Genomic DNA, 26,679 nt, shown 5'->3' on the forward strand with positions numbered 1-26,679 from the left:
AACCTAAATCTCTACTTCAACTGGTGTATTCTTGCCTTTCGCCTTAGCCTTTTTCTTTTCAGGTGCAACCTGACGGAAGGATTCATAGGATTGCGTTAAACGCTTGAGAAAATTATCACGTTCAGCTTCTGACCAATTAGTTTCTACATCAGTCACTAAGTTGGCTAACTCTTCTTCAGATAGCTGCACAGAAACTCCTCTCTTATTTTTCCAATTGGCAATTACTTGTTTGCTTGCTGTAATTAATTGATTAATATTCAAGGGATGTTCTAAAGGTTTACCTAAGACATCATAAGTAGCTTGTACAAGTTCCAGAGAACTAGGAAGTTCGGTAATACTACCAAATACACCTAATATCTCGTTTTCCATGCGTCCAACACGACTGGAAACCGCACCATAACGACTTGTAAAAAGAATATTACCGATGATATAGCGCAGTTCATCCGCAGTTACATCTTTTAGGGTGACGACATCTAAAAAATGCACACCTGGTTTGATGTATTCGCTGGTATTTAAAGCAGTTGAGGCGTTACCTTTTTCATCGCGCATTGTACCAGTTTCGTAGATGGCATTTATGGTGCGATCGCCTACAACATCACTAGCAGGTAAAATACTAAAAGCGTCTTCAGTCCAAATGCGACTTTTTTGAGCGCCACCCCCACCAGCCGCGAAGCCGTAGAGGAAACAATCTACACACATTTCACAAGGTGCATTAGTATTTAAAGAACAAAGAGAGCCATCTTTAGGGTTAGTATATAAAAGCTCATGCGCTCTTAAATGTTCTCGTCCGTAGCGTCTTTCTGGTGCTACTTGTTTACGCTTAGTCATTACCAAGCGTTGAATTATAGTTTTTTGATTTTCACCCTCTAAACCAGCTTGAACAAATTCGCTACACATTGGTTCACCTGAACCTTCTGTGCGAAAGATAGTTTCAGAATGGGTTGTTCTTAAAACAACTAAAGTAATAAAACGTCCTTTTGGAAAATTCTCATAACTTGTTGCTAGAACTGAAGAAAGTTTTGAAATTGACATGATGAAAAACTCCTAATTATTTAAACAGTTGTAGTTGTTTCGACAGAATCATCTTGAGATTGACTTTTAAGTTGTTTACGTGCTTCTTCAAGGAAGAATAAATAAGCAGCTTCTAAAGTTTTTTGGTCAGACAATAACTTTTCAGGACGTGCTGAATAAACCTCCTCATATAGTTTTCGTAATAGCTCGTAATAACGCTTGACCTGTTCATACTTTGTTGCACCTACGCCATGCTCACGAATACGGTCTAAGCGAGTATGATATTGCTGTACTAAGGCCGCAAAAATTACATCTAATCCCAAATAAGATTTTTGAGAACGAATAGCAGCAATAAAGGCTGTAAACGGTTCTGCTTGAGCAGTTCGTTTAAAAGAACTTCCCCAAATTTTTCCCTCTGCTGCAACTTGAGCAGCTTCTCTAAGATATTTAGTTAAGAGTAAGTTTTCATCCGGCATAAAGCTCTCCAGTAAAGTATTTAACGGCTCACAAATCCGACTCCAAATAACACTCAAGTTTGGTTCATCTTGTTCTCGCAGAGTCCAACGTAGCAAGACATAATAAAGTTCAATTGGTCTGACACAAGCACGAGCCAAATCATACAAACAATCATCAGCTTTCTGAATACTTGCAACAGATGTTGCTAATTTGCCAATGCAACGTAGTCGCTCAAGAATTTTTTCTGCATCTTGGCGCTGTTGATATTGTCCATTTCCTAATAAAGTTTGCAGTGCAGAAGGAATTCCCTCTATTCGTCCGTAAACATCATTAGATAATTCCACCTCTAGATTGCTACTCAAAGTAAAAGGAAAGCCAATATCTAAAGACAAGGAAATTTCTAAAGCAAGTCTCAGTGATTTTAGTAAAGCTAAAGAATTATTAACATCTCCCCAAAGTAAAGGAATAATGACAGATGTATGAACAAAATCAGGACGCTTTGGTAATGCTAAACCGACTACTTTGTTAGCTTTAAATTCAAGCTGGTTATCTCTATACAATTTAAATTCATCAATAGTGACAGTACCGCCTTCAGCATTTGTCGCTGCAAGTTGTTTTAAAAGTCCACGCCAAATTCTCAACAGTTCTGGAGCAGAACCTTTCGGTAATGCTAAGTGCAAATAAAGCGGATCTTGTTTTTTAACAGCAGGAAAGTTCGCGCCGACTGCCATTAATTGATAGGCTAAAGCTGCAATTGAATCTGCTTGTCTTTTCGGTTCAGCACTAATACCACCCGGTAAGCGGTTAGAAAAAGCTTGTACTTTTGTACCAGGAGGCATATTATCTGAAATTAGCTCATCTATATCAGTAGAAGTAGAACCTAGAGAGCATCTTTGTCTAGGATTTGCTTCTACATAAGCATTTAAATCATCGACTCCATTTAGCCGAATAGCAAAAGGTAAATTTACCATTCGGCTAACGGCTGCAATTATTTCTTCAGATACTTCTGTTTCTTCAGATATTTGTGCACTTTGCTTTCTTAGTTGGAAAGATTCTTGTAGAGCTTCTTTAATACCCTCAATTCCTTTAACAGCAGCCTTAGCAGCAAATAAAGGTCGCCCATATTGACCATTAAATGGCTCAATTGCAATACGTTGCTGTTCAGATATACCTGTATGATGAGCGATTTTATCCCAAACTTCTTTAGGGCTTAATCCGGCTTCTCTATAACTGAGGTAAGCTGCTTTTAAACCTTCAGATATAGCAAATTCTTCTGCACTGCTTACAGGTAATAACTGAAGTTCAGCCGCTTTTATTAGTGCATCTTCACCAGCCGCATCACCCCATTTCGTTACATCTTTAGCAATCTTGTCTGATTTATAACCAGCTTTCTTCTTTTCTAAAAGAGCCTCAACATTTACCAAAACTTCCTCAATATTTTGTTGGATGGCTTGATAAGTAACTTTAATACCATCCTTCGTAGGTCTGACAAGTCTTTCGATATTATTACCAAAAACTTGGTCAATTTTACTTTGCCAAACAGCAGCTATTTCTTTTGTAAAATCTACATTTGCTAAAGCTTCCCCTTCAAAAAGTTCGCCATCAGGGAAAATTGCTAAAGGATTTAACCCATACTTTTGTAAAACCTCTTCGCAAGCACCCAGCAATAGGGCTGTAATATAGCCTTTGTCTTCAGAGATACTGATTCTAAAAAGGTTACAGCTTCGCCCAAAAGCAACGGTTAATTCTTTTTCCAGTTTGCGAAAACGTTGTGCATCTGGAATTCCTAAATCAAATAAGTCCGCAGCTGTAAGCATCGCCGCCCAACGTTCAATATTTGGGTCTTCTGGTAAAAATCTTGCACCATCGCTGACGTTATGACCTGAATGACGTTCAATTAGCTTTCTGACTAACTCCAAATCATCTTCTGAGACAACAAATCTAAGCACACAAGCCTTTTCAAGTTGTTCTCGTAAAAATTCCTGATTTCTAGCCAGGGTTTTAACATTACGTCCTTGAGTATCTAATTTATTCAGGTCATGAACAGCAGTTGCAGCTAGTAGCAAAGGTCTTTTATCTTCTGGAACTTCTGCGATTCGGCTGACTGTCAAAATGAACTGACACGCAGAATCGAGGTGTTCTGCAAGGGTCGTACCTTTTCTTACGCCGTATTGATGATGATGTGCATGATTTTCGTAAAGCTGGGGGCGAATTTCACTGAAATAAATCTCCTCCAAAGTCTTAGGAGGATTATTCAAAAGCCTATTGCGCTTGGACATATAAAGATACTCCAATCCAAAATCGAGTCTAGGTTGCAAAGTCAACTTTTGAGATGAGTACTTATACTGAGATAACCTGACAAACTCAAGTTATGTCACTGCACTTTTTTGCAACTAGACTATTTATAATTACATCTATGAATATGACACAACTAATTTAAAAGTGCAAGTACATTTTGTAAATGCCAAGAAAAAAAGAAACGATTACACTGTCAATTCCGCCAGGAACTAAGGATCAACTAGAAGCGATCGCTCGCCAACTCAATATCACTTGGGGCAAAGAACCCAGTATTTCGGGCTTAATAGTGGCGATCGCACAACAATCTGTAGAGGTCGGAAAGCCCTTTACGCTTGACTCTAACCAAATTAATGCCTTACAGCAAGCGATTAAAGCTTTAAACGATGCAGGTCACATAGGAGAAGCTCAAACTGTACTTGCACTTTTGCTAGAACGCGGCAATCTCGAAGCGCCTCTTCGTCAATTGCTGATGAAACAACTTAGTCAACCTATCCAAGAATGGCGAAATACCATAGAAGAATTAAGTAAAGCAAAACAGCCTTTCTACATTCTCTATTCCAACTCTCAAGGTCACGAGTTAGATTACAAAGTTCGTCACGCTGAGGTGAGGTTTTTTGAGAAACGCTTTTATCTCATGATTTGGTGTGAAGAGACAGCAGACGTAGAAAACGATATCCCAGAATTACCTGAACTTTGGCACAATCGTTGCTTGAGCTTTGAGCGAATCAAGTCTGTTGTCCCGACAAGTGGAGATTGGCGGGGTGAACTTGATTATGTAAAAGTGCAATTACACTTTCGAGGTTGGTTATCTAAAGCCTATCAACCTAAAGAAGATGATATTGGGGATGACATGATTAATGATGTGCGTCAGGTGGTGCGGCGAGTAGCTAATCCTTTCTGGCTGATTCGAGAAGTATCACGGTATTGGGAAGATTGCGTGATTGTATCACCTGAGGGTCTACGCGATCGTCTCAAACAAAAACTCCTCACCCTATGCAATTTATACGATATCGAAACTAGGTGTTAAATTTTAGTAGCCCTAGACTTCCAGTCTGAGGGCATAATTTCATTCATGCAAGAGGTCTATTTTTCAAGCTGCAAGCATTGTCGAAGTTCCACCATTACGCCTAAGTTTTACAGGGTTTTGGGAATTAATTAATTCCCAAAACTGTTGTTAGCATACTTCCAGGTGTTGAGGATGGAAAAATGATTGAGTGATCGCGCCGGGGTTACGTAAATTTCCTGTTGATTGAGTGGCGTTAATGCTCCTCATATTTTGGCACTTGTTCTGGGCAAAAATAGCGATAAGAATGTTCTTCAGCAACGGTAGTAGAGTAGATTTGGCTATCAACTAAACCCAGTGCAGAACAAAGAGCGTAATTGTGAATTATTGGCTCTGTTTCATACAAGCGTCCGATTTCACGAGTTGCGAAATAAAGGCTGTCATGTAGTTCTATTTGACAGCGATAAATTGAAACCATCTTGCTTACTCCGCTACAGCAGCAGCTTTCTTATTATTCCTGGTATCTTTCTTAGAGTCTTTCTTACCTGATTTGAAAGTGACCAACCTTTAGATAATTTCACCCCGTCAGGTGTAGGGACGGTTTGAGAATAAACAGGTTTGAGATTTATGCTGTAATTTTCAGACATATTTTGATAATTCCTTTTGAATGCTTGGTTTGTCGGAAATTTTATGCAAAAAGAATGACTAAGAAATCTTTGAGATACACCACACACTCATTTTCATTCTTGGGACAATGCTTAATTTACAGGACTTTCAGCCTTAACTGAACCGTATTGGAGTATAGTGTATCGACAAATACAGCATTTCATAGATGTATTGCGATCGCTATAAATAGAGGAATTAATGTGGGTGAAAGCAGCAAGAGTGAGTAAGCAAGCATTGTCACAAAGACCCAATAGTTTGCCGCTAACTAGCTTTTAATAGTTGGGAACCAAATTTCTTCAATATTTATGTAATTTAAAGACAAAAATCTTTGAACTTTCTTTCTTCTACTTTCAAAAAATATGGGGATAGGTAAAGCAGTAGCCAGTGCTTCAATGCTAACAGTTTTAATAGATTGTAATAAATTTATCAGGATTTTTAGTAATAAATATTCTGCACGTCCCAATTCTCGCTTGAGGTTTGTCTCGTAAAATTCTGGTAATATTATCATTAAATAGAGATTATTGCGAATAAATGCTCTTTTTCTTTTAGCACAAATTGCTGCACTCTTTGCAATATAAGCATTCTAAACCATTTTGTCCCCCCGCAAGGAAGAATATCTAAGCTCATAGATATTATATATTCCTCCGATCGCATGAGTACAGAATTCTGTAATCTTGGCACACTAGTATCCTAGAAGTTCAAAAATTTAATGACTTCTAGAATTGTCGGAGGTAAATATGAAACAAATTTTTTTGCTGGCAGCAGCCTTACTCAGCACACTATCTTTAGCTGCTCCCCTTTCCGTCAAAGCTGAAAACTCCGCCGCTGTTCGGCGCTTGCTGGAAACTAGAGAATGTTCTGGATGTAATTTAACAGGAGCAAACCTCAAAGGCGCTCACTTAATAGGTGTTGACCTCAGAAATGCAAATTTAAAAGGAGCTAATCTCGAAGGCGTTAACTTAGAAGGTGCTGATTTAACCGGTGCAAATTTGAAGTCTGCTAATCTCACAAAAGCATTCATCAGCGATAGTATCTTAAATAATGCCAATCTCACCAACGTTAATTTGAGTAATTCCCGTTTATATAATAGTGATGTAGATGGCGCTATTATGGCTAATATTGATTTAAGCGGTGCTGATGTATTTAATACTGCCATTAGCATTGGTGGTGAATACTGATGGTGAATAATGATTTCAAAGTGATGAGTTAAGAGTTATATTCGACTCTTAACTCTCTACTTTCTAACTTTTACTCACCAGTAATTGATAGTTCATTAACCCAGATTTTTGGGCAAACTCCCCCTGGCGTTAACTCTGGCTCTTTCTCTACATAAATAATTGACTTCAAGAGTTCTAAGAAATCGCCGGCAACTGTTGCTGACTCAATACTCGTCTTAACACCCTTGTTAACTAGCCAACCATCAAACGGCAAAGAAAAGGAACCCTGCAAGGCTTTAACTCCGGCATGGAGAGCTTGTAAATCATCTATAAGAATCACATTTTCAGCCGTTTCTAAGCTCAACTCTTGCTCAGGAGTTGTTGTTGAAAAAACGTGATAAAAGTTGGGACTGACGCTGACTTTTGCGCCAATACTGGCATTACCCGTTGGCTGGGCATTTAACCTTTTAGCAGTGCCGGCACTATGGAGAAATCCTGTTAAAACACCATTTTCAATCAGCGAAATCTGACGAGTAGGAGTTCCTTCACCATCAAAACTTTCTGCACCTACATTAGCTGGGTGAAGGGCATCATCGTAAACTGAAAGTAGAGGAGAAGCAATTTCCTTTCCTAAATCATCAGGAGTTGATAGGCTTTGATTGTCCAAAATACTTTGGGCATTGAACAAGTTAGAAAAACCACCCAATAGACTTAAGAAAGCTTCCGCAGAGAAAACAACTCGATATTTACCAGTCGGAATTTTTTCATAATTCAAGTGGCTGATAGTTTTATCGGCGGTTTCTTTGATGCAACCATTAATATCGAGATTGTCTAAACTTTGGTTGATTCTAAAAGCACCTGCACTGCGAGGTTTTTTTCCTTCTTCCTCAGTTTTGCTGTAAAGATAAACTGATGCCAAAGAGTGAGATTCAGTTCTCACAGCACCATCGCTATTGAGATAGAATCTGTCAACATCTCTTTGTGATAAACCGTTATAGGGTACACCTTTAATTGCTGGATGCGCTGCTAGTAATTCTTTTTCAGCTACCAACAATTTTTCTATGAGTTCAGCAACAGGTGCTTGGGGTGCTTTATCCTGATGTTGATTTGGGATAGGAACAGTAGCCTCTGGACTAAAATCAGGAACATTCTCTTTAACACCAAAGAAACTAGCTTCGTAGGCAGTTTTCAACGCTAATTCTAATCCCTTGGGGTCTACGTCTGTAGTGCTGGTGACACCCATTGTATTATCTTCATTCCAGACACGAACAGTAACACCAGAACGATTTGAGGCTTTAACTTGTTTTGGCTCACCTTGGTCTACTTGTACGCTAGTATCATCTACTGTTGAGCCATAAATGTCGAATTTCTTAATGCCAAGCTTCTCAGCATTGTCCTTGGCAGAATTTGCAATCTCATTGATATTTGGCATAGTCAATTTTGGATTTTGGATTTTAGATTTTGGATTGGCAGCGATTCTATTTTGAATATTAGATTTTAGATGTTATTGCTTGTACTTCTCTCGTGAGTTCTGACTGAAGTAATACTCAAGCAATTTTGGATTTTAGATTTTAGATTGAGCCTACGGAACAATCAGGAAATTTGAGCATTTTGGATTTTGAATTACAATATTCAAAATCCAAAATCTAAAATCTAAAATTATTATCTTCCACCGACGGTAATAGAATCAACCTTGATATGAGGTTGTCCAACAGTGGTGTAAATACTGCCACTAACGGAACCACAAAAGCCTGGTGCAATTTCCAAATCTTGAGAACACATAGAAATTTTATTCATAATTTCCTTAGCTTCACCGATGAGAATTGCTCCCTTTAGCGGTTTGGTGATTTTGCCATTTTCAATCAAGTAAGCTTCATCAACACTAAAGTTAAATTGACCTGTAGCACCAACGCTACCGCCACCCATCTTTTTGCAGTAAATACCTTTATCAACAGAGGCGAATAATTCATCAATGGTGTATTCGCCAGAATCGATATAAGTGTTACGCATCCGACTAGCGGCGGCATAGGTATAATTTTGGCGGCGTCCACTTCCTGTTCTGGGGTGTCCGGTACGTGAGGAACCTGTTCTATCTGCTAAGAAGTTTTTGAGAACGCCTTTTTCAATTAATAGGGTTCTTTGAGCAGGCATACCTTCGTCATCCATATCAATTGTCCCGAAGGCATTTTCAGAGCGCCCTTCATCCCAGGCTGTCAAACTTTCGTGGGCAATTTTTTCGCCTTTTTTGTCAGCAAAGGGAGAAGTATTGCGTTCGATTTGGGTAGTTTCTAGCAGGTGTCCGCAAGCCTCGTGGAAGATTACGCCGCCAAAGTGGTTGGCCATAATGATGGGGTAAGTACCCGATTCTACGTAATCTGCATAGAGCATTTTTCCAGCCGATTCTGCTATTTTCTCGGCGGCTTGTTGAGAATCCCAAGTTCTCAAGAAGTTGGCATCACTAGTATTACCTGCGCGATCGCCAATTGAGGTACGATTAGCACCATCAGCACACAGTAGGTTAAATCCTACTGACTGGGTGAGGCGAATATCACGAGCAAAAGTACCATCACTGGCGGCGATTAAAACTTCTTGCCAATCGCGGAAATAGGTAGCACGCCTCGATTGGACGTGACTAGCTTTTTGCTTCAGGTTGGCAGTACCCTCAAGGAGGATTTCTCCCATTTCTCGGATGGAACTACACACTGGTAGCCAGGCATCTTTACCTCTTTTGGTAGCATAATCTCTCAATAATTCCAGATTGATTTCTGGGATGAAAGCCTTCGCTGTGGGTAGTTGTAATCCCAAGATAGAAAGACCTTTTTCTAAGGCTGCTTTCAAACCGGAAAACGAAAGGTCATTGGTGCTAACGTAGCAGTCAGCTTTACCGCGAAATACTCTGACTCCCGCGCCTGTAGATAGACTGGGTGAAATACTAGTGATGGCGTCGTCTTCTGCAAGAGAACTAATATAGTTGCGACGTTCTAAAAATAATTCGATGAAGTCAGCACCAGCGGCGCGTCCTAATCCCAGAAGGGTAGCCAGGGGGGCTTCCCAGGTTTCGTCAAAACGCTCTGGTGTGGAAGAATATTGCAGGGTGGGAAGTTGATTCGAGAGAAGTAGCGTACTTGTAAGCATGGGTAGCCTCGTCTGCTGGCGTAGTTCAGAGATTTGACTGAAAAATCCTGGTGTGTTCAGTCTAACAAATGAGTTAAAGTCACTGTTGGTTGAAAGGTGTGTGGATTTTACTCCTCTTCAGCAACGCCTTGGCAAATTAGCCCATAGAGTAAAAGTTTGGGAATACTATATAACAAAACCCGCCTTTGCGGGCTTTATTTTGAAAATTCATACCCTTGAGGATGTCTTCAGAAAATGAGATGCACCTATACATTATGTATTTAAGTGGCACTCTTCTTAACGAAGAGAGTTATGAGTTAGGAGTAGAACGCAAGAAATTCCACCTATGGACAGCATACAGAGGCTTTTGGACGACTAACTCATCTTAAATATGTAATCTTGTTTACCGCAAATGCTTAATTTAATCCAGACTATCCTACTCAGATTTATTTGCGATTTGCCATTTTCAAGGGAATTCTTGCTGTTTCTTGCTCATTGAAAGGCTGACCTAAATTAGATGTTGGTGCTGTCGATACTAAATTCTTAAACAATAGCTTTAGGGTTCGAGTAATAGTTTTAAGAATTTTCATTTTGCTAGCACTAGGCTTTTGATCGTATCTCAAAACCATTGGAATTTCTACGATGTTTGGTTTGAGGACTTTGGCTTTCAGCAGTAAATCTATCATGCAGGCAAATCCACTTTCAGTGAATAGATTGTCTCCATAATACATATCCAGTTTAGTGAGGAAATTACGGTTATATAGTCTATAGCCACAAGTGTAGTCTCTTACACCTCGTACACGGGCGGCAATTCTAAAAAGCCAGCTGGCTCCATAACTCATAAACTCTCGGAATTTTGATAAGCCTATGACTTTAGAACCTTTTCGATATCTGGATGCGATCGCAATATCATAGCTCCCAGCTATCATAGTGTCATACATCTTTATTAACAGTTCTGGTGGCTGAGTGTTGTCGCAATCCATCGCCGCTAAAAAATCGCCTTCTTGAGATATTTCTAAGAAAGTCGTGAAACCTGTTTTAATTGCTTGACCTAAACCAGCATTTTTGGGATGTTGGACTAATTTTAATAATATACCCAGTGATTGAGATTCTTCTAAAGCTGTTTGGGCAGTTGCATCACTACTACCATCATCAACTAGAATCAGTCTTATCTCCATCTTAGAGATTTGCTGCAATGTCTGAAACTTTTTGAACAAGGGGCGAATTGATTCTTGCTCGTTGTATGCAGGTAAAAGAACAAAAAGACTCATAAATAACTCCTGTGATTTTTAAAATAAAATATCATTACTCAAATTTCAAGAATTCAGCAATGTTGATTTTTTGAGAAATTCATCAACCTGTCGCACAACTGCGTTATTGTTGACGCTATCATTGACCAACTGTGAGGTATTGACGACGAAAAAATCATCGTTTTCTGTACTCACTTTGGGAACAAGACTTGAATAATTTAAAACTTGTAGTGGCTGCACTTTAATAGCTCGATTGATGTGTGCTGCTACAATGTCATCCTCTTTGAGTTCTGGGAACATCAAACGTATTCCCTGGAAAAATACTTGGCGTAATTCCTCATCTGGTTGTTTTAACAAGGCGTCAGTGGAAAGTATATATTTGGGTAGGAATGTCATGTGATATCCTGCTGTCTCTTGTAAAGAAACTAAGTTGCTCATGCCGATAACTCCGGTAAAGGGAATACTTCTATCGGCTATATTTACTACGTAATAAGGAATTAAAGCCTTGCGAGTAATAAGTACCATACAAATTACACCCAGGTATTCTACTGTTTCACTACTGTCTGAAACTTTCACCAGTTCATTAGCAGTAACCTGTTGCAAAATGTTAACTGGGCCAGTAAAAATGACTTTATCAAAATGTTCTTTTTTCCCCTGATATTCTACCCACATTCCACCCCCTTGATGAGGTGCAATATATTCTACTGAAACACCTGTGTGGATATGACCTCCAGCCGCGTAAATTAATTTTTCTATATGGTCAAAAACTGTTTTATAACCTCCTGAAACATAACCAAGTTGTTCTTTATTTAATGAAGAATCACGCGCTGAAAATAGCCGTTTAATATAAGCCCAGATAAAAACTGCTGATATTCGCTTATAATTCTCTCCTAATTTGGATAAGAGCAAGGGTTTCCAGAGCTTCTCGTATGTGTTTCTTCCACCGAGTTTTAGTAACCAATCTTCAACTAAAATCTTCTCTAAGCGCCGCCAGTTATTCAGCCGTGAACCATACAGAAGAGTAAAAGCTAGCCTAATTTTACCGATAAGTCCAAAAAGAGGAAAGCGCAGAAATTCTATAGTATTACTAATAGAATAAAACTTTTTATTGTCATAGAACCCTGTTAAACTTCGATGCCAACGCAGTTTATCTCCAAGACCAATATCTCTAATAAAATTTATTAAGTGAGTATCAGAAGGGAGGATAACGTGATAAAAGCGATCCCAGGTAAACAATCCATAATCATGATAAGTAGTAAGTCCACCAAGCTGCTTATTACTATCAAAAACAGTGACTATATGTCCTTGATGTGAAAGACGTTGAGCTAATACCAGCCCAGTTATACCCCCGCCAACAATACCTATATTCATAAATTTAGATTTTTGTAAAGATGCTTTTGAGATTTATGTTTAGAGGATTTTATTTTAATATTAATAACCTGGGTTATTACCTGTACAGCTATTAGTTTACAACAAGAATTACACCAGTGATGATAATGGAAATTCCTATCCACTGCTTCAATACAACTTGCTCTTTGAGAAGATAGTGAGAAGCAATTGGGATCAGTGCATACATTAATCCAAGAACTGGAAATGCTTGACTCAAAGGAATTGTCCGCAATACATAAAGCCACAAAAGAGTCATAAATGTATAGCAGATAAACCAAATCAAAAAATAACGAGAAAGTAACAAATTTAGGATAGATGGGCTTTCTCCATTAGTAGGGCTAGAAATGTAAAGTCCATATTTTAGTGACAGGTTAGCTATTGTTCCAAATAAAACTACAACCATTAAAAGTAGCCAAGTAGTGATGTTCATTTGTCAATACTTTAGTTGTGGAATTTACTATAAAGTTATATAGACTTTTTCGGTGGAATAGCCACTAAAAGTACACCCATAAAAATAGTTATGACTCCTGCTATTCGAGTCAATGTAATCACCTCATTAAAAAAGTAGTAGGAGCCAAAAAGTATACCGACATAATTTAAACTAGTTAATGGATAAGCAATACTCAATTTTACAGAGCGCAAAGCCAATATCCAATTTGCTATTCCCAAACAATAAACACTAACAGCTAGTGCTAATTTTTGAATAAATTCCCATGTCAATAGTCCCTCATTTGCATGACTCATGGTGTATTTCATCAGCAATTGTCCAGAAATACTAAACAAAATACTGATCAACAAGATGATATAGGGAATTATTTTAAAGTTGGAAGTTTGGGACATAGATTTCATCGTACATTTGCCTCTATTCAGATATCAGGTATGAACCGGACAGTAAACAGCCCGTTGTTTTGAATGTTTCGGATCTCGGTTACACCTTCTCTGCAATTCGACCTCCACTTCAGTCAATAGACAATAAAGTTAGTAAGGCTGACTCATAATCAAAATAATCGTTGAAGCTTATTTTCTAGGGTTAGTAACTAAATAAGATGCGATGCAATTTCTCCGATGGTTAGTTTATAGCAGCGTTCGATATGATTCGGAGTAGAGCGCACTGAATTGGTTTACCGAGTTATATTCCCAGGCTAACCATTTTTCCTGCTTGGCAATTGGCACAATCAATTTCGTTTTTGCCCAACTGTGAATTGCAGAAGTTTTTAGTATCAGCCAGTTACCCTTCAACACTACTTTGAGCGCGATCGCAATATCTAGGCTATAAAAGATACAGATGTAATAAAGGTTGAAAGCTTTGCCACAAAACATTTCTGGACAAAGTTTAGCAGGACGTTTAGGTGTAGCCTGTAGTAGACATCGTTTATCCTGAACTTTGACTCTAACCACATCTGCAACAGGTGCAGCTAAACGAATAAAAATGGATTGCCAGAATTTTTGATTAATCCATTCATTAACTTTCATCTGTTGTATCCTGCTGTAGAAATCTTGTTGAAGACACTACTGAACTTCCCAAGCCATCAACTCATAAATCAAAACTTAGCTGGATTGATAAATCTATTTGTTCCAGAAAAGTTGATTATACTGATACACCGTAGAAATTATCGAGGCTCACCAACATATCTCTAAATCTTGGCTGGGAACTAAACCGAATAATAAAAATTTGTTCGTACTCAAACTAAGTGTGTATACATACTTAGTTTTCGATATGGGAATACAATTATTAACAGAAGTCTGTTTAACTGCGTAAATCATTGATAAATCAACTAATTTACTAGAGTACAGTTTACAGCTTACTAGATAATTTTACTGAATGCCCAAATATAGTTTTTACAAACACTAACTGCTAATGCGGCGCTCAACTCGGAGTTGACATTGATTGCATTAGATTTGAAATGTTTTTAGACTATTTAGTATTAGGTTTGCTTGATTGTTCTTCGTAATTCTAACTAGGGTTTTCTCTCCAAGTTTATTGCTACATGTGATCACCTACTAGAATACCACGAGAAAAGCGTGTTGCAAATTTATCGTCATACTTCATCAAAAATTCATTAACCGAAAATATACTTAAACAAAAACTTCATAAAATCGCAACTTTCCTTTATGTGAATTTTTATTTTGAGGATTTGTACATTTATGAAGTACTTTCTGGGTAATAAATTTGCAGAAGTAGGGACTTAGTATCAGATTTGATAAAAGGCTGAATTTAAGCTTGAACAACAGTACAAACAATACTTTTACTTGTAAAAAAATATACTAATACGTACTGGATATTATAGATGGTAACTCGGAGTCGGAATCGGTTTCTATTTATCTACACAAATACCCAAATTCACATATCTCACACCGAACGAGGTTGACAGTTAATTCAGATTCCAAGTCAGCCTAAAGCCCCATTAATGATTTGAACATTAAGTATTATTTGATACCCTCTGGTATTGTAAGTATATTTTTAAAAGTTGGCGTGGTCTTATTGGTAAACAATTTTAGAAATACCTAACCATCGCCTTTATAGGCTAAATGAGAAGATAAAAGTTAGTCATGGTTAGGATATTGGGATTATTCAGTTTTTTTAGGTTGTTTTTCTATTGTTTAGACTCATTTTTCTGCAAAAGCCTGTTGCTAATTATGAAAACAACGATTAACAATCCAAACTGAATCTGCCAAGGTGCTAATACCAAACTTAAAATCAAGCTAATAGCTGCAAATACACCTGCAAGATATGCAATTTCATCATTACTCTTTTTAAACAAGTAGCCAGTAGCTAAAGCAGTACACAGTGGTATCAAGAAAAACAAAGGCATTCTACTAACCTCTGGACTAAAAGTTGTTGTGCTTAGAAAACGAAATTGTTTTTGTAATTCTGGTCAATTCTACATCCAATCAGGTTTCAGCCACAACAACCGATCGAAATAAATATTATAGAAAATCAAAATTATGTAACGTTATATATTACACCAAGAGGAATAATTCTGGCGACAGATGAAGCATCCAAAAGCTTGTTTTTATATAGTTGATGGTGCGCCAAGCTTGCTTTCAAAGTAGGTTACAAGATGCTACACGTAGCTTGTTTTTGTGTATAGAATCCTTTTTGTGATACTCGTTCTACTGCTCTCTAACTTAGCATATAGCAATCCTACTCGATTACTGAAGATACTTGTATAGACAGGGAAGAGGGAAAGAAGGAAATAGATGTGTACTGAGGTTTTTCAAAAATCAAACCGGATTCCGATAGCTGCGCTATGCTATACAAACTCTCCTTCATCTACGCGGATTGAAAGGGTTTAAAACTTGCGTGGGTGGGTTTTGTCTATTTCGCCAATTACACTCTTGTGAGCAATCATCAGGTAAATTGGCGTAAAACTTTGGCCTTGCGCCAAAATTAAGAATCTAGCATATTACCTTTAGAAGTCACATTTTCATTTTTTCATTTTAGACACCTAATGCTGAATATTCCTCAACTACTGGCAACTGAAATAAACCTCAAATCCCATCAGGTGCAAAACGCGCTGGAACTTTTGGCGGAGGGTGCAACAATTCCCTTTATTGCACGTTACCGTAAAGAGCGCACTGATGAGATGAATGAAGTGCAACTACGTGAACTGTCCGATCGCTATACTTACTTAACAGAACTGGAGGAACGAAAATCGGTAATTTTAAGTGCGATCGCTCAACAAGGTAAACTTACGGATGAACTCAAAGCCAAAATCTCATCCTGTTTACAAAAAACTGAACTTGAGGATTTATACTTACCCTATCGGCCAAAACGACGTACCCGCGCCACCATCGCCAGAGAAAAAGGACTCGAACCACTGGCTGAGTTCATCAAATCTTTAAATATAAAAAATGCTACAACAGCTTCCCTGGAAGAAGCAGCGACTAAGTATATTTCGGAAACCAAGGGAGTCAAAACAGCAGAAGAAGCACTCAAAGGTGCTGCCGACATTTTAGCGGAAGAAGTCGCCGAAAAAGCTGAGTTACGCGCATATATCCGCGATTACCTTTTAGAAGAAGGTGTATTTGTCTCCCGCATCAAAGATGATTATCCTGAAGGTACGACCAAATTTGAGATGTATCGTAACTATCAAATTAAGGTAAAAAATATTGCCCCCCACAATATGCTGGCGTTGTGTCGGGGTGAAACTGAAAAAATATTAAGTTTTGAAATTGCTTTTGATGAAGATACGCTACTTTACTATCTTGAGTCGCAAGAAATTAAAACCAAAGTTCGGACAATTCGGGATTTTTATCAGGCGATGCTGAAGGATGCATTTAACCGTTTGATGAAAATATCTTTGATGGGAGAAGTCATTTCTGAGAAGAAAATTTACGCAGACATAGAATCAATCAAGACATTTGAAACTAATCTGCGGGAGTTGTTGCTGTCTGCACCAGCCGGGATGAAACCAACACTGGCGATAGACCCTGGATTTAGAACTGGATGCAAAGTTGCAGTCCTCGACCAAACGGGAAAATTTTTGGAATATCAAGCGGTATTTCCCCACCAAGCAGCCGAACAGCGACTCAAAGCTGCACAAACTGTCAAAAATCTCATTGAAAAGTACAAAATTGAGTTAATTGCTATTGGTAACGGTACAGCTTCGCGCGAGACAGAGGAATTTGTCACGCAAGTTTTAGAAACCATAGAACGCAAACCAGTTAAGGTAATGGTGAATGAATCTGGTGCATCTATATATTCTGCCAGTACTGTAGCCTTAGAAGAGTTTCCCGATTTAGATATTACTGTGCGCGGTGCAATTAGTATCGGTCGCCGTTTACAAGACCCTTTGGCAGAACTGGTGAAAATCGATCCCAAATCTATTGGTGTGGGACAATATCAGCATGATGTCGATCAGAAGTTGTTAAAAAAGAAATTAGATGACACCGTAGAAAGCTGCGTGAACTACGTCGGCGTAGACTTAAACACCGCCTCCAAAGAACTGCTAACTTCCGTCTCTGGGATTACGGCAAGTGTTGCCAATAATATTGTCGCCTATCGCAACCAGCATGGAGCCTTTAAAAATCGCCGACAACTGTTGAAAGTTCCGAAGTTGGGGCCGAAAGCTTTTGAACAAGCAGCCGGTTTTCTGCGGATTCGCGGTGGTGATAACCCATTAGATAATACAGCAGTGCATCCAGAGAGTTATTCTGTAGTAGAAGCGATCGCATCCGATCTAAATGTGCCATTAAATCAGGTGACACAAATTGCCGAAAAACTCAAAAAGACCAACCTGAAGAAATACGTTACTGATACTGTTGGCGAACCCACACTAAGCGACATTCTCAGCGAACTAGAAAAACCAGGTAGAGATCCTCGTGCTGAGTTTAAGTATGCCACCTTCAGAGAAGGAATTAAAGAAATCAGGGATTTAAAAGTGGGAATGGAATTAGAGGGAATTGTGACTAACGTCGCCAACTTCGGTGCTTTCGTCGATATCGGTGTACATCAAGATGGCTTAGTGCATATATCTCAACTTGCTGATAGATTTGTAGACGATCCCAACAAAATTGTCAAAGTGGGACAAGTAGTTAAAGTGCAGGTGTTAGAAATCAACGAGAAACTCAAGCGGATTAGTTTGTCGATGAAAGCAGTTAAACAATAATTAGAAATAGCAGATGGCAGTTTATCAAGTTCGATTCATCAATCCTGCACTTGGATTAGATCGCACCATTCTAGTACCAGACGATCAGTATATTCTGGATATGGCAGAAGATGCTCATATCCGTCTACCATCTGGGTGCAAACAAGGCGAATGTTCTGCGTGTATTGCTAAACTTATTAGTGGTGAAGTTAACCAAAGCGAGCAAAAATTTCTGCGTGCAAGTGAAATAGAGGCTGGTTATGTTGTTACTTGTGTAACTTACCCTTTGTCTGATTGCACTTTAGAAACCCATCAAGAACAAGTCTTATATAAATCAGCCCTTTACTATAAGCCTGAGTCGGGAAAATCTGATTAATTTTTGTCTTGTCAATCCTTTATCTGTCCCAACACTTCAGAACATTTTAGAATACTACCCTATTGGCAGTTAACCCCCGTTAATTCTGGAAAAAACTCCTTTGCAGCACAAGACACTAACATCGGATCTTCAATGGGGGGATTCGTTTTTGCAACAATGTGAGCAGCAGTAATTTTTTTGAGAGTCCATTGAAAATCTTCTTTCTTCTTATTCGCAATACTTTTTACTTGAGTGTAGAAATATTCGCCACGAGCCAAACGATTAGAACCTTGTTGTGCATCGCACTTATAGGTATCATGGTCATCCGATAAAGGTTTGTTATCTTTAGTACCTAAAATGATTGTCATTGGTGTACTGAAAGTCGTTTTCAAGTCCACAGATGGCAGTTTTTCTCCGGTTTTTTTATGGAACCCGCAAGGATAATCCCTATGCTCATCGGGTATTATATACGAACCAGCTTCGGCAGCGATCGCCTTTTTAATATGTGCATGGGGCATAAAGATGATCATCCGATGTACGAACTGTGCGCCAGCAGAGTGACCATAGAGATAATAATTGGTTGCGTTAACTTTGGTGCTTCTTTTCACAAAGTCAAAAATATTTTCAATTTGAGTAAATGCCCATTGGTTTCGAGGATTTAGAATCTTCAAATCTTCTGTAAACATATTGCCAAGATTATACCCTGTAGCTAATGGATAGCGCTTTTGCTTAAACTGGGGAGCAAGCAGGATAAAATTTGGATTGTTGCTGCCCTTGTGGTTGTAAATATTTCTCCAGTTATTTCTATAATCTTCAGCATTCCGTTGTTCGCCATGCATAGCGAATACCACTTTCGTATTTGCCTGCAATTGATTAGGTAGGTAGTAGTAAACAGGGATAGAGAAATTGCCAGCTTCAACCTTGTAAAGAAAACAACCCTCTCCTTTTTTCAACATCCTTAAAGTACAACTATGATCTGAAAGTGTTGAGATTGACCCAGATGCCTTGACAAGATGAGCGAAATCAAAGCAGAGGAAAGCAATTGTAATAAAAGCAAGCAACCGTTTCATGAACCAAAACCTAGATGTGTGTACACCGTAGCCTTTCCTTGTAGGGAAGGGCTGTTCTTGTTAGGTCTGTATTAGACTCAACAGAGAAGCGCTCGATCAATGAATGATAGACCTAATGGTAGAAAGAAATTCTATCTTGCAAGAGAGGTAAAAACCTAGCAGATAGTTAAAGATGATATAAGAAGTTGCAAAAAAATCTCTATTAGGTAGAAACGATGTTGACTCCATTTTTAACCGCCCTAGCTACAGCCTTGAGCCTGTTGATTGTTGATTTAGTTGTTCCAGGCGTTAACATTGCTAATTTTCCCGCAGCGTTGATTGCCGCTTTAGTAATTGGTCTAATTAACGGTTCAGTTAAACCAATCCTGTCTGCTCTTTCCCTACCACTTAATTTTCTCTCATTTGGAGCATTCTCGCTCATCGTCAACGGTTTATGTTTCTGGTTAGCAGCAGTATTAGTTCCTGGGTTCGCAGTTCGCGGAATCATTGCTTTCCTTCTTGGCCCAGTAATTTTAACCTTTGCTAACACCTTCATTAACAACTACTTTGTTGAAAGAAATCTTTTAGCCAGCAGTGGTAGTGTAAAGAATCAAAGTGAGTTACCTTCTAGATAAGTTAGAAGGAGTAGAAACGCTAGTTAGCTCACGTTTCTTTAATTACATAAAATCTCCGAATCTGGATTTCCTAATTCGGCATCCTCAAATGAATGTCACTAAACAAAATCACAAAGTTGTAAAATCATGAAATTAGTTCGTTTTCTTCTAGGTCTATTAGTTCCTCCTTTAGGCGTTTTCTTGACAGTTGGAGTTGGCCCAACGTTGATTATTAACATTTTGCTCACAGTTCTAGGTTGGCTTCCTGGTAGTATTCATGCAATTTGGGTTATAGCCAAGCATGACGAACAAGTTAACCAAGAAGGACGTATTTACTAATACGCAATCAGAAGTTTATTAATCGGTAATTAAACCATAATTACCCATTTTCTAACCAGATTCCCGATTTCTTCAAGAAGTCGGGAATCAATATTAACGTGAGTTCGACGAACCTCTCTCTGCCTTGAACTTTAGTTCAAGTCTGTCCCTCTCCGACTCGGAGAGGGACGGTTTTGCGTAGTAAAACCAGGGAGAGGTTTTTTGATTGAGCAAATTGGGTAGATATTATATGAGCAATCGAATTCACGTTAATATTATTGCAGTTTTTATTATTTAACAAAATAGGGTGAGAAATCTCCCACCCTATTTTTTAATTCAATTAAACATTAAAGCAGTCTATTTATGAATAGTCTCCCGTTCTTTATCAGCAGGTTCCTTATCTTTGAATAAGTCAGCTGCGGTTAAGAGTAACTCTCGCAACGTTTGTTTGATTTGGCGTTCTTTTCTGGCGAGAGATGTGCCAGCTTCACCCAGTTTATCTTCTAGCTGCGATCGCTTCTGTTCTACCTGTACGACTACAGACTCCGCTTGGGGACGAGCTTTATCATACCAGTGTTTAGCCTCGTCTAGATAATCTTGAACCTCCAGATTACGTCCGCCATAGCGTGCAGCTAAGTTGGCTCGGACAATGGCTAGCTGCGATTGCAGTTGCGCGTAACGTTTCTTTAACAGTGCAACCTCTTCACTATCTTTAATGGCATTGACAGCAGAATCAATGGCAGTTTTGGTACTATCAGATTTTTCCTTACCTGTCTCTTCAATCTCTGCCAAAATTACATCAACTTCTTGCTGGAGTTGTTCTTCTTCACCATCTAGTTGAGCCTGTAGGCGCTTGATATCTATCTGAGTTTTAGCAATAGCTTCGTGTCTTTGACTATTAATTCCTTCCAGCGCTCCTTCAATGGAAGCTGTCACTTCATCTTTGAGTTCGCCACCTTTTTCTTGGAAGTTTTCAATGACAGCAGAAACAGCATCTCTGACAATGCTACGAACTTCACTAGAACCTTGTTTAAACTCAGAAGCTACTTGAGAAACTGCGGATTTGACAATTTCTCGAATCCGCTCAGTTCTTAATTGTCCAGTTTCTTTTGCTTGTTGCAAGTCGGCTTGAATTTGTTGTTTGATATTGTTAGGCATTTTCAACTCGGAGAATTTAACTAATTGGGATAAAAATTTCTAGACATGTTCCTACACCCACATTATGGCGTAGTCTGATAGAGCTAGGTACTTCCTTTAGATAGAAAACTCCAGTCTCCAAGAGGTGACGTGTAGTATGTTGCCCATTTGTGAGATGATAAATATTTAGTGGTAGTAATTAGGAGTGAAATATGTGGCGAGTAAATATTACTTGTTCGGGCGATGCCTGGAAAGTCTATGGTGTTGATTTTAAAGCGATCGCAGAGAAATATCAAGGTGAATTGATTGGTTCCAAAAAAATGCCAGATGGGACGCGCATCATGTCTTATAAAATTGAAGATGTTAGTGATGCAGAGTCTTTTCAAGAAGATTGTGCAATTTTTGCTGGATTTACAACTGACTTTGAATCTCTCTAGGATTGCTTCTGACACTTATGCCTGTAACTAGTATGTCCAAATCTGGAGAAGTTAATTGAAAAAATTACTTAAATTAGTATTAGTAACCTTTTTGTTATTAATCAGTACTTTTACTTTGCCTGCTAACGCCGCAAACACAGTTAACGGTGAACAAATCTTTAGTGTTCATTGTGCTGGTTGTCATATCAACGGTAGCAACATAGTTAGGCGGGGTAAAAATCTCAAAAAGCAAGCCCTGAAAAAATATGGTATGGATTCAATCGAGGCAGTTACATCTATAGTTACCAATGGTAAAAATAATATGTCAGCCTACAAAGAGCGTCTCACTGAACAGCAAATTCAAGACGTTGCTGCTTACGTTCTCGAACAAGCTGAAAAAGGCTGGCGTTAGAAAGTTAGGAGTTCAAAGTTAGGAGTTAAGAGTTAAGATTTAAGAGTTATTGATTATCGCTGTTATAAATGGTTCTTAGAAGGTATAAAAGCGAAGGATGTTGTAATAAGATGCTTACGAACTCCCAAATTCTTCATTCTTCTCACTCCTAACTCCCAACTTCTCACTCCCAACTCCTCATTCCTAAACTTGAAAATGAATTTACCCGCAGCTAGCCGTCTCCAATTCACTCCCGATTTAAACATCTGCCGCATTTTAAATGGTATGTGGCAAGTATCTGGCGCACACGGAAAGATTAATCCCCAAGCTGCCATTGAGACTATGTTTCAATATTTAGATGCAGGCTTTACTACTTGGGATTTAGCAGATCATTATGGGCCCGCAGAAGATTTTATTGGTGAGTTTCGCTGTCAACTAATTGATACTCGTGGAAAAGATGCTTTATCTCAGATACAAGCCTTTACAAAATGGGTACCTCGTCCAGGTAAAATGACGAAAAAACTCGTCGAAGAAAATATTGATATTTCCCTGAGAAGGATGAATGTGCAATCGTTGGATTTGATGCAGTTTCATTGGTGGGAATATCAGGATAAAAATTATCTGGATGCCCTCAAATATATGGCAGAACTTCAGACTGAGGGTAAAATTAAGCATCTAGGTTTAACTAATTTTGACACAGAAAACTTAAAGATTATTACCGAAGCAGGTATCAAAATAGTTTCTAATCAAGTGCAATTTTCGCTGATTGACCGCCGCCCTGAAGTTAATATGGTGGAGTTTTGTCAACAGCATGACATCAAGCTTTTTACTTACGGGACACTATGCGGCGGTTTGTTATCAGAAAACTATTTGGGGAAACCGGAACCGCGAGGATTTGATCTCTCCACTGCGAGTTTGAAAAAATATAAAAATATGATCGATGCTTGGGGTGGTTGGCGCTTATTTCAAGAGTTGCTAGCTATCTTAAAGGAAATTGCTAATAAGCATGGGGTAAGCATTTCTAACGTGGCAGTGCGTTACATTTTAGATCGGCCAACTGTGGCAGGTGTGATAGTTGGTGCCAGACTTGGGGTATCTGAACATATAGAAGATAACGCCAAAGTATTTAGTTTTAGTTTAGATGCAGACGATCGCGATCGCATCAGTGCAGTATCTCGCCAATCACGCGATTTGTACCAGCTTATCGGCGATTGCGGCGACGAATATCGGCGATAATCTCAGGAATTGGGTGATAATACGGTGAAGGTTACTGTGCAAATCACTGCTGTCAGCCATGCCCCTAAACTTCACCTTCGCCCTCAGTCAACAGCAAACTTTTGAACTGCGCTGTGATTATGGCTCACGTCGCCTGGATAAAACTGAGTTGGCAGCACTCATTGATTTGTGTGAGCAAAATTATTATGCTCAAGATGAAGATCGCCTACCCTATCTCACCCAGTTGGGACGGCAACTTTATCAATGGCTGGATGGTAAAGAAGGATGGCTGAGAAAGGCGCTGGATGAAGCCGATGAGCAAACGATTCTTCTAGATTTGATTAAAACCAGCGAAGCGCAGGGGTTGAACCCAGAAACAGAAAGGGTAGCGCTGGGATTGGCACATTTACCCTGGGAATTGCTACATGATGGTGCAGGATTCTTACTGCAACGTCAAAATATTTCTGTCCTACCAGTGCGTTCTGTGCAGCAGCGTCAAACCCCATTAATTAGCGTGCAAAATCGCCCCTTGCGGTTGCTGTTCATGGCGACTTCTCCTGAAGGGATAAAACCAATTCTGGATTTTGAGCGGGAAGAAGCGAACATTTTGCAAGCAACTGAAAATCAGCCCTTGGCGTTGATTGTTGAAGAAAGTGGCTCGGTTGCAGAGTTAAGCAATTTGGTGCAATCCTACTCAGAAGACTATTTTGATGTCTTTCACCTCACAGGACACGGGATAATTTACACCCACAAAGATTACGGCTATTTGCTGCCAAAAGGTACAGCATTACGAGACAATACACCTTGCTTCATCACTGAAGATGAAGTGGGGAATATCCAACTGACTACCGTCAAGAATTTAGCTGAAGCCTTTCGCGGCCGCTGGCCACGTGTAACTTTTCTCTCTGGTTGTCATACAGGACAGGTTTCTAACAAGGGGACAGTACCCTCGATGGCGCAGGCATTGGTGAAAGCGGGGGCGGGTATAGTTTTAGGCTGGGCGCGTCCGGTGTATGACCGCACGGGTATTGTAGCAGCACAGGCACTTTATCTAGCTTTGGCGACGGGGGCAACTGTTGAACAGGCTGTTAAAGCAGCGCAACAGAAGATGATTGAGGAAATATGCACCGACTGGCATCTGTTGCGGATGTATCGAGATACGCGCCCCATTAACCAACTGGTGACACCACTAATCACAAGAAATCGGGAAAAGCTGAAGTTCGCAACGCCAGAGCAAGAATTTCTCGATGAGAATAATCAAATTAAAGTTGCCAGTCGGTTTGAATTTGTCGGACGCAGACGACCTTTGCAACGGTGTCTCAAGGCTTTACGGGAAACCAACAACCAAATAGTCGGCGTGTTTATTGCCGGAATGGGCGGACTAGGCAAGAGTACCCTGGCGGCGCGGTTATGTACGCGGGTGCAGGCGCAGCGTCCTAACTTTGCGCGAGTCGTGTTGATTGGCCCTCTGGATGAGCCAGGTTTGCTCAATAAACTTTCTCATAAATATCAGCGATTTGCAGATGTGCCAGCACTTTTGAATGAACCAAAGGTGTCTCTAGAAGGGCGGTTGCAAAACTTTTTTGAAGCAATAGAAAAAATTGACCAACCCTTGCTGTTAGTACTGGATGATTTTGAGCAAAACATCCCCAAACCTAACATTAAAGATGGCTCACTGCGGATGACGACAGATGCTTACAAAATTTTAGGGGCGATTTGTGCAGCATTGGCAGAAACCGGCGCAGAAAGTCGGCTGATTGTCACCTGTCGCTATTTGAAAGCAGACACCTTACCAGAAAATCATCGCCTGCACTTGGAATCTTTGGCAGGGATGAGCAGCAGTGATATTGATAAAATCTGCTTTTCTTTAGATACAAAAGTTAAGCAGCAGCTAAGAACTCAGAGGATTATTCACATTGCTGATGGTAATCCCCGGTTGCTGAAGTGGTTGTTAGAGGTGATTCAGCAACCAGGAATAGCGGCGGATGAATTACTGAATCGGCTAGAGGCGACTGAGCAGAAATTCCGCGAAGATATCTTGGCACAAATTCTGCTGGCTGCTTTGGAACCGGAAGAACAAAAGTTTCTCGCACGGTTGAGTGTGTTTCATTTGCCGGTGACAGAGGAGATTGTCAGGGCAATTTCTCCCGTCGGGGAATCGAAGTCTCCGACTAATAGCGAAAGTCCTCTTCAGAGGACTGAGGATTTAGGGGAGGGAATTTCTAGTCCACTTGAGCGGACTTCGGCTATGAGCCAGGAAATTGATTTCCTGGCGGTTGTGGGCAAGCTTGTCAGCCTGAGTCTAGTTGAGTCTGCCACGACTCACGCCAACCAGTCAGCTAATTATCGGGTGACGACAATTTTAGAATCGTTGTTAGAAGCAGTGTTGAGTGAGGAAAAATGGCAAGCAGCGCGACAGCAAGCGGTGAGGAAAATCCATCAAGTTTGGTGGGAGGAGAATGACAACGCCACGGAAGCAGAAGTACTGGAAATTGTGCGGTTGGGATTACTGGCGAAAGAGCAGGAGATTGCTGTTAGCGTTGGGGATAGAATTGCAAGCCGTTGGGTGAACGATTCCCGCTTTGTGGAAGCTTTTGATTTATGTGAGCAAGTTCTGGCAGTTTTTCCAGACTACCGTATCTTGGGAACCATTGCCCGTGCCGAAAAAGTTTTGGGTTTTGTACAAGAAGCTGTTACCCATTATCAGCAAGCTTTAGACCTTTGCCCTGAAGAGAAATTGCAAAAAAAAGCCAATACCCTCAACAACATGGCACTGGTAATCGCCGACCAAGGGGACATCCCCAGAGCGATCGCACTCTGGGAGCAATCCTTGGAAATAACTAAGCAGATTGGCGATGTCAAAGGTAAAGCCACTACTCTCAACAACATGGCACAGGTAATCGCCGACCAAGGGGACATACCGAGAGCGATCGCACTCTGGGAGCAATCTTTGGAAATAACTAAGCAGATTGGCGATGTCAAAGGTAAAGCCACTACTCTCAACAACATGGGACTGGTAATCGCCCAACAAGGGGACATCCCCAGAGCGATCGCACTCTGGGAGCAATCCTTGGAAATACAACAGCAGATTGGCGATGTCAAAAGTAAAGCCACTACCCTCAACAACATGGCACTGGTATTTGCCCAACAAGGAGACATACCGAGAGCGATCGCACTCTGGGAGCAATCCTTGGAAATAAAGGAGCAGATTGGCGATGTCAAAGGTAAAGCCACTACTCTCAACAACAT

At 39.8% G+C, this 26,679-nt stretch carries 22 protein-coding genes and 2 pseudogenes; 10 read left to right on the plus strand and 14 right to left on the minus strand.

What is annotated here, in order from left to right; all coding sequences use genetic code 11:
* Window positions 1-3: 3 nt before the first annotated feature.
* Complete coding sequence (gene cas7d, locus V7L31_RS25630; RefSeq protein ID WP_334698876.1) at window positions 4-1,032, minus strand: type I-D CRISPR-associated protein Cas7/Csc2; 1,029 nt, start codon at window positions 1,030-1,032, stop codon at window positions 4-6.
* 20 nt (window positions 1,033-1,052) lie between these two features.
* The gene (locus V7L31_RS25635; protein ID WP_334698877.1) at window positions 1,053-3,746 is read right to left on the minus strand and encodes a CRISPR-associated protein Csc3; all 2,694 of its coding nucleotides are present in this window, start codon (window positions 3,744-3,746) and stop codon (window positions 1,053-1,055) included.
* A gap of 182 nt (window positions 3,747-3,928) precedes the next feature.
* Here V7L31_RS25635 and V7L31_RS25640 point away from each other — a divergent pair, with 182 nt between their 5' ends.
* Window positions 3,929-4,792 carry a transcriptional regulator gene (locus V7L31_RS25640; RefSeq protein ID WP_334698878.1) on the plus strand — a complete coding sequence of 288 codons (864 nt, stop codon included), beginning with the start codon at window positions 3,929-3,931 and terminating at the stop codon, window positions 4,790-4,792.
* A 137-nt stretch (window positions 4,793-4,929) separates the two neighbouring features.
* On the opposite strand, the pseudogene cas5d reads toward V7L31_RS25640, so the two are convergent.
* Together cas5d and V7L31_RS25650 are read right to left on the minus strand one after the other, a co-directional pair.
* Window positions 4,930-5,246 (minus strand): annotated as a pseudogene (cas5d, locus tag V7L31_RS25645) (type I-D CRISPR-associated protein Cas5/Csc1); the annotation flags it as partial.
* Between the two features lie 456 nt (window positions 5,247-5,702).
* Window positions 5,703-5,936 (minus strand): annotated as a pseudogene (locus V7L31_RS25650) (IS4 family transposase); the annotation flags it as partial.
* A gap of 235 nt (window positions 5,937-6,171) precedes the next feature.
* Here V7L31_RS25650 and V7L31_RS25655 point away from each other — a divergent pair.
* Window positions 6,172-6,612, plus strand: a complete 441-nt coding sequence (locus tag V7L31_RS25655) for a pentapeptide repeat-containing protein (protein WP_334698879.1) — start codon at window positions 6,172-6,174, stop codon at window positions 6,610-6,612.
* Window positions 6,613-6,682: 70 nt separating this feature from the next.
* Here the strand turns inward: V7L31_RS25655 and V7L31_RS25660 are convergent, their stop codons facing one another.
* The 8 genes from V7L31_RS25660 to V7L31_RS25695 all read right to left on the minus strand — a co-directional run bounded on the left by V7L31_RS25660 (window position 6,683) and on the right by V7L31_RS25695 (window position 15,157).
* Window positions 6,683-8,023 (minus strand): TldD/PmbA family protein, encoded by a 1,341-nt coding sequence (locus V7L31_RS25660; RefSeq protein WP_334698880.1) that lies wholly within the window; start codon window positions 8,021-8,023, stop codon window positions 6,683-6,685.
* A 230-nt stretch (window positions 8,024-8,253) separates the two neighbouring features.
* Window positions 8,254-9,726 carry a TldD/PmbA family protein gene (locus V7L31_RS25665; protein ID WP_334698881.1) on the minus strand — a complete coding sequence of 491 codons (1,473 nt, stop codon included), beginning with the start codon at window positions 9,724-9,726 and terminating at the stop codon, window positions 8,254-8,256.
* A gap of 425 nt (window positions 9,727-10,151) precedes the next feature.
* A complete protein-coding gene (locus V7L31_RS25670; protein ID WP_334698882.1) occupies window positions 10,152-10,976 on the minus strand; it encodes a glycosyltransferase family 2 protein in 825 nt (274 codons plus the stop codon).
* Between the two features lie 45 nt (window positions 10,977-11,021).
* Complete coding sequence (locus tag V7L31_RS25675; RefSeq protein WP_334698883.1) at window positions 11,022-12,326, minus strand: NAD(P)/FAD-dependent oxidoreductase; 1,305 nt, start codon at window positions 12,324-12,326, stop codon at window positions 11,022-11,024.
* A 91-nt stretch (window positions 12,327-12,417) separates the two neighbouring features.
* Complete coding sequence (locus V7L31_RS25680) at window positions 12,418-12,774, minus strand: EamA family transporter (RefSeq protein ID WP_334698884.1); 357 nt, start codon at window positions 12,772-12,774, stop codon at window positions 12,418-12,420.
* 35 nt (window positions 12,775-12,809) lie between these two features.
* Complete coding sequence (locus V7L31_RS25685) at window positions 12,810-13,193, minus strand: small multidrug resistance protein (RefSeq protein WP_334698885.1); 384 nt, start codon at window positions 13,191-13,193, stop codon at window positions 12,810-12,812.
* Window positions 13,194-13,418: 225 nt separating this feature from the next.
* Entirely contained in the window at window positions 13,419-13,817 is a 399-nt protein-coding gene (locus V7L31_RS25690; protein WP_334698886.1) for a hypothetical protein, read from the minus strand.
* 1,121 nt (window positions 13,818-14,938) lie between these two features.
* A complete protein-coding gene (locus V7L31_RS25695) occupies window positions 14,939-15,157 on the minus strand; it encodes a hypothetical protein (RefSeq protein ID WP_179067865.1) in 219 nt (72 codons plus the stop codon).
* A gap of 639 nt (window positions 15,158-15,796) precedes the next feature.
* Between V7L31_RS25695 and V7L31_RS25700 the strand changes: the two genes are divergently transcribed.
* On the plus strand, window positions 15,797-17,956 hold the full coding sequence (locus V7L31_RS25700) for a Tex family protein (protein ID WP_334698887.1): 2,160 nt from the start codon (window positions 15,797-15,799) through the stop codon (window positions 17,954-17,956).
* A gap of 13 nt (window positions 17,957-17,969) precedes the next feature.
* On the plus strand, window positions 17,970-18,311 hold the full coding sequence (locus tag V7L31_RS25705; RefSeq protein ID WP_334698888.1) for a 2Fe-2S iron-sulfur cluster-binding protein: 342 nt from the start codon (window positions 17,970-17,972) through the stop codon (window positions 18,309-18,311).
* 59 nt (window positions 18,312-18,370) lie between these two features.
* Here the strand turns inward: V7L31_RS25705 and V7L31_RS25710 are convergent, their stop codons facing one another.
* A complete protein-coding gene (locus V7L31_RS25710) occupies window positions 18,371-19,360 on the minus strand; it encodes a hypothetical protein (RefSeq protein ID WP_334698889.1) in 990 nt (329 codons plus the stop codon).
* Window positions 19,361-19,575: 215 nt separating this feature from the next.
* Between V7L31_RS25710 and V7L31_RS25715 the strand changes: the two genes are divergently transcribed.
* The gene (locus tag V7L31_RS25715) at window positions 19,576-19,974 is read left to right on the plus strand and encodes a phage holin family protein (RefSeq protein WP_334698890.1); all 399 of its coding nucleotides are present in this window, start codon (window positions 19,576-19,578) and stop codon (window positions 19,972-19,974) included.
* Between the two features lie 126 nt (window positions 19,975-20,100).
* Window positions 20,101-20,292 carry a YqaE/Pmp3 family membrane protein gene (locus V7L31_RS25720; protein ID WP_334698891.1) on the plus strand — a complete coding sequence of 64 codons (192 nt, stop codon included), beginning with the start codon at window positions 20,101-20,103 and terminating at the stop codon, window positions 20,290-20,292.
* Window positions 20,293-20,628: 336 nt separating this feature from the next.
* Here V7L31_RS25720 and V7L31_RS25725 read toward each other — a convergent pair whose 3' ends face one another.
* Window positions 20,629-21,429, minus strand: a complete 801-nt coding sequence (locus tag V7L31_RS25725) for a histidine kinase (protein WP_334698892.1) — start codon at window positions 21,427-21,429, stop codon at window positions 20,629-20,631.
* A 191-nt stretch (window positions 21,430-21,620) separates the two neighbouring features.
* Here V7L31_RS25725 and V7L31_RS25730 point away from each other — a divergent pair, with 191 nt between their 5' ends.
* The 4 genes from V7L31_RS25730 to V7L31_RS25745 all read left to right on the plus strand — a co-directional run.
* Window positions 21,621-21,845, plus strand: a complete 225-nt coding sequence (locus tag V7L31_RS25730) for a hypothetical protein (RefSeq protein ID WP_334698893.1) — start codon at window positions 21,621-21,623, stop codon at window positions 21,843-21,845.
* Between the two features lie 55 nt (window positions 21,846-21,900).
* The gene (gene petJ / locus V7L31_RS25735; RefSeq protein ID WP_334698894.1) at window positions 21,901-22,236 is read left to right on the plus strand and encodes a cytochrome c6 PetJ; all 336 of its coding nucleotides are present in this window, start codon (window positions 21,901-21,903) and stop codon (window positions 22,234-22,236) included.
* A 195-nt stretch (window positions 22,237-22,431) separates the two neighbouring features.
* Window positions 22,432-23,451 carry an aldo/keto reductase gene (locus tag V7L31_RS25740; protein WP_334698895.1) on the plus strand — a complete coding sequence of 340 codons (1,020 nt, stop codon included), beginning with the start codon at window positions 22,432-22,434 and terminating at the stop codon, window positions 23,449-23,451.
* Window positions 23,452-23,509: 58 nt separating this feature from the next.
* The coding region (locus V7L31_RS25745; protein WP_334698896.1) for a tetratricopeptide repeat protein at window positions 23,510-26,679 on the plus strand (3,170 nt) is incomplete at its 3' end.

This window comes from Nostoc sp., assembly GCF_036916655.1.
GTDB lineage: Bacteria > Cyanobacteriota > Cyanobacteriia > Cyanobacteriales > Nostocaceae > Nostoc.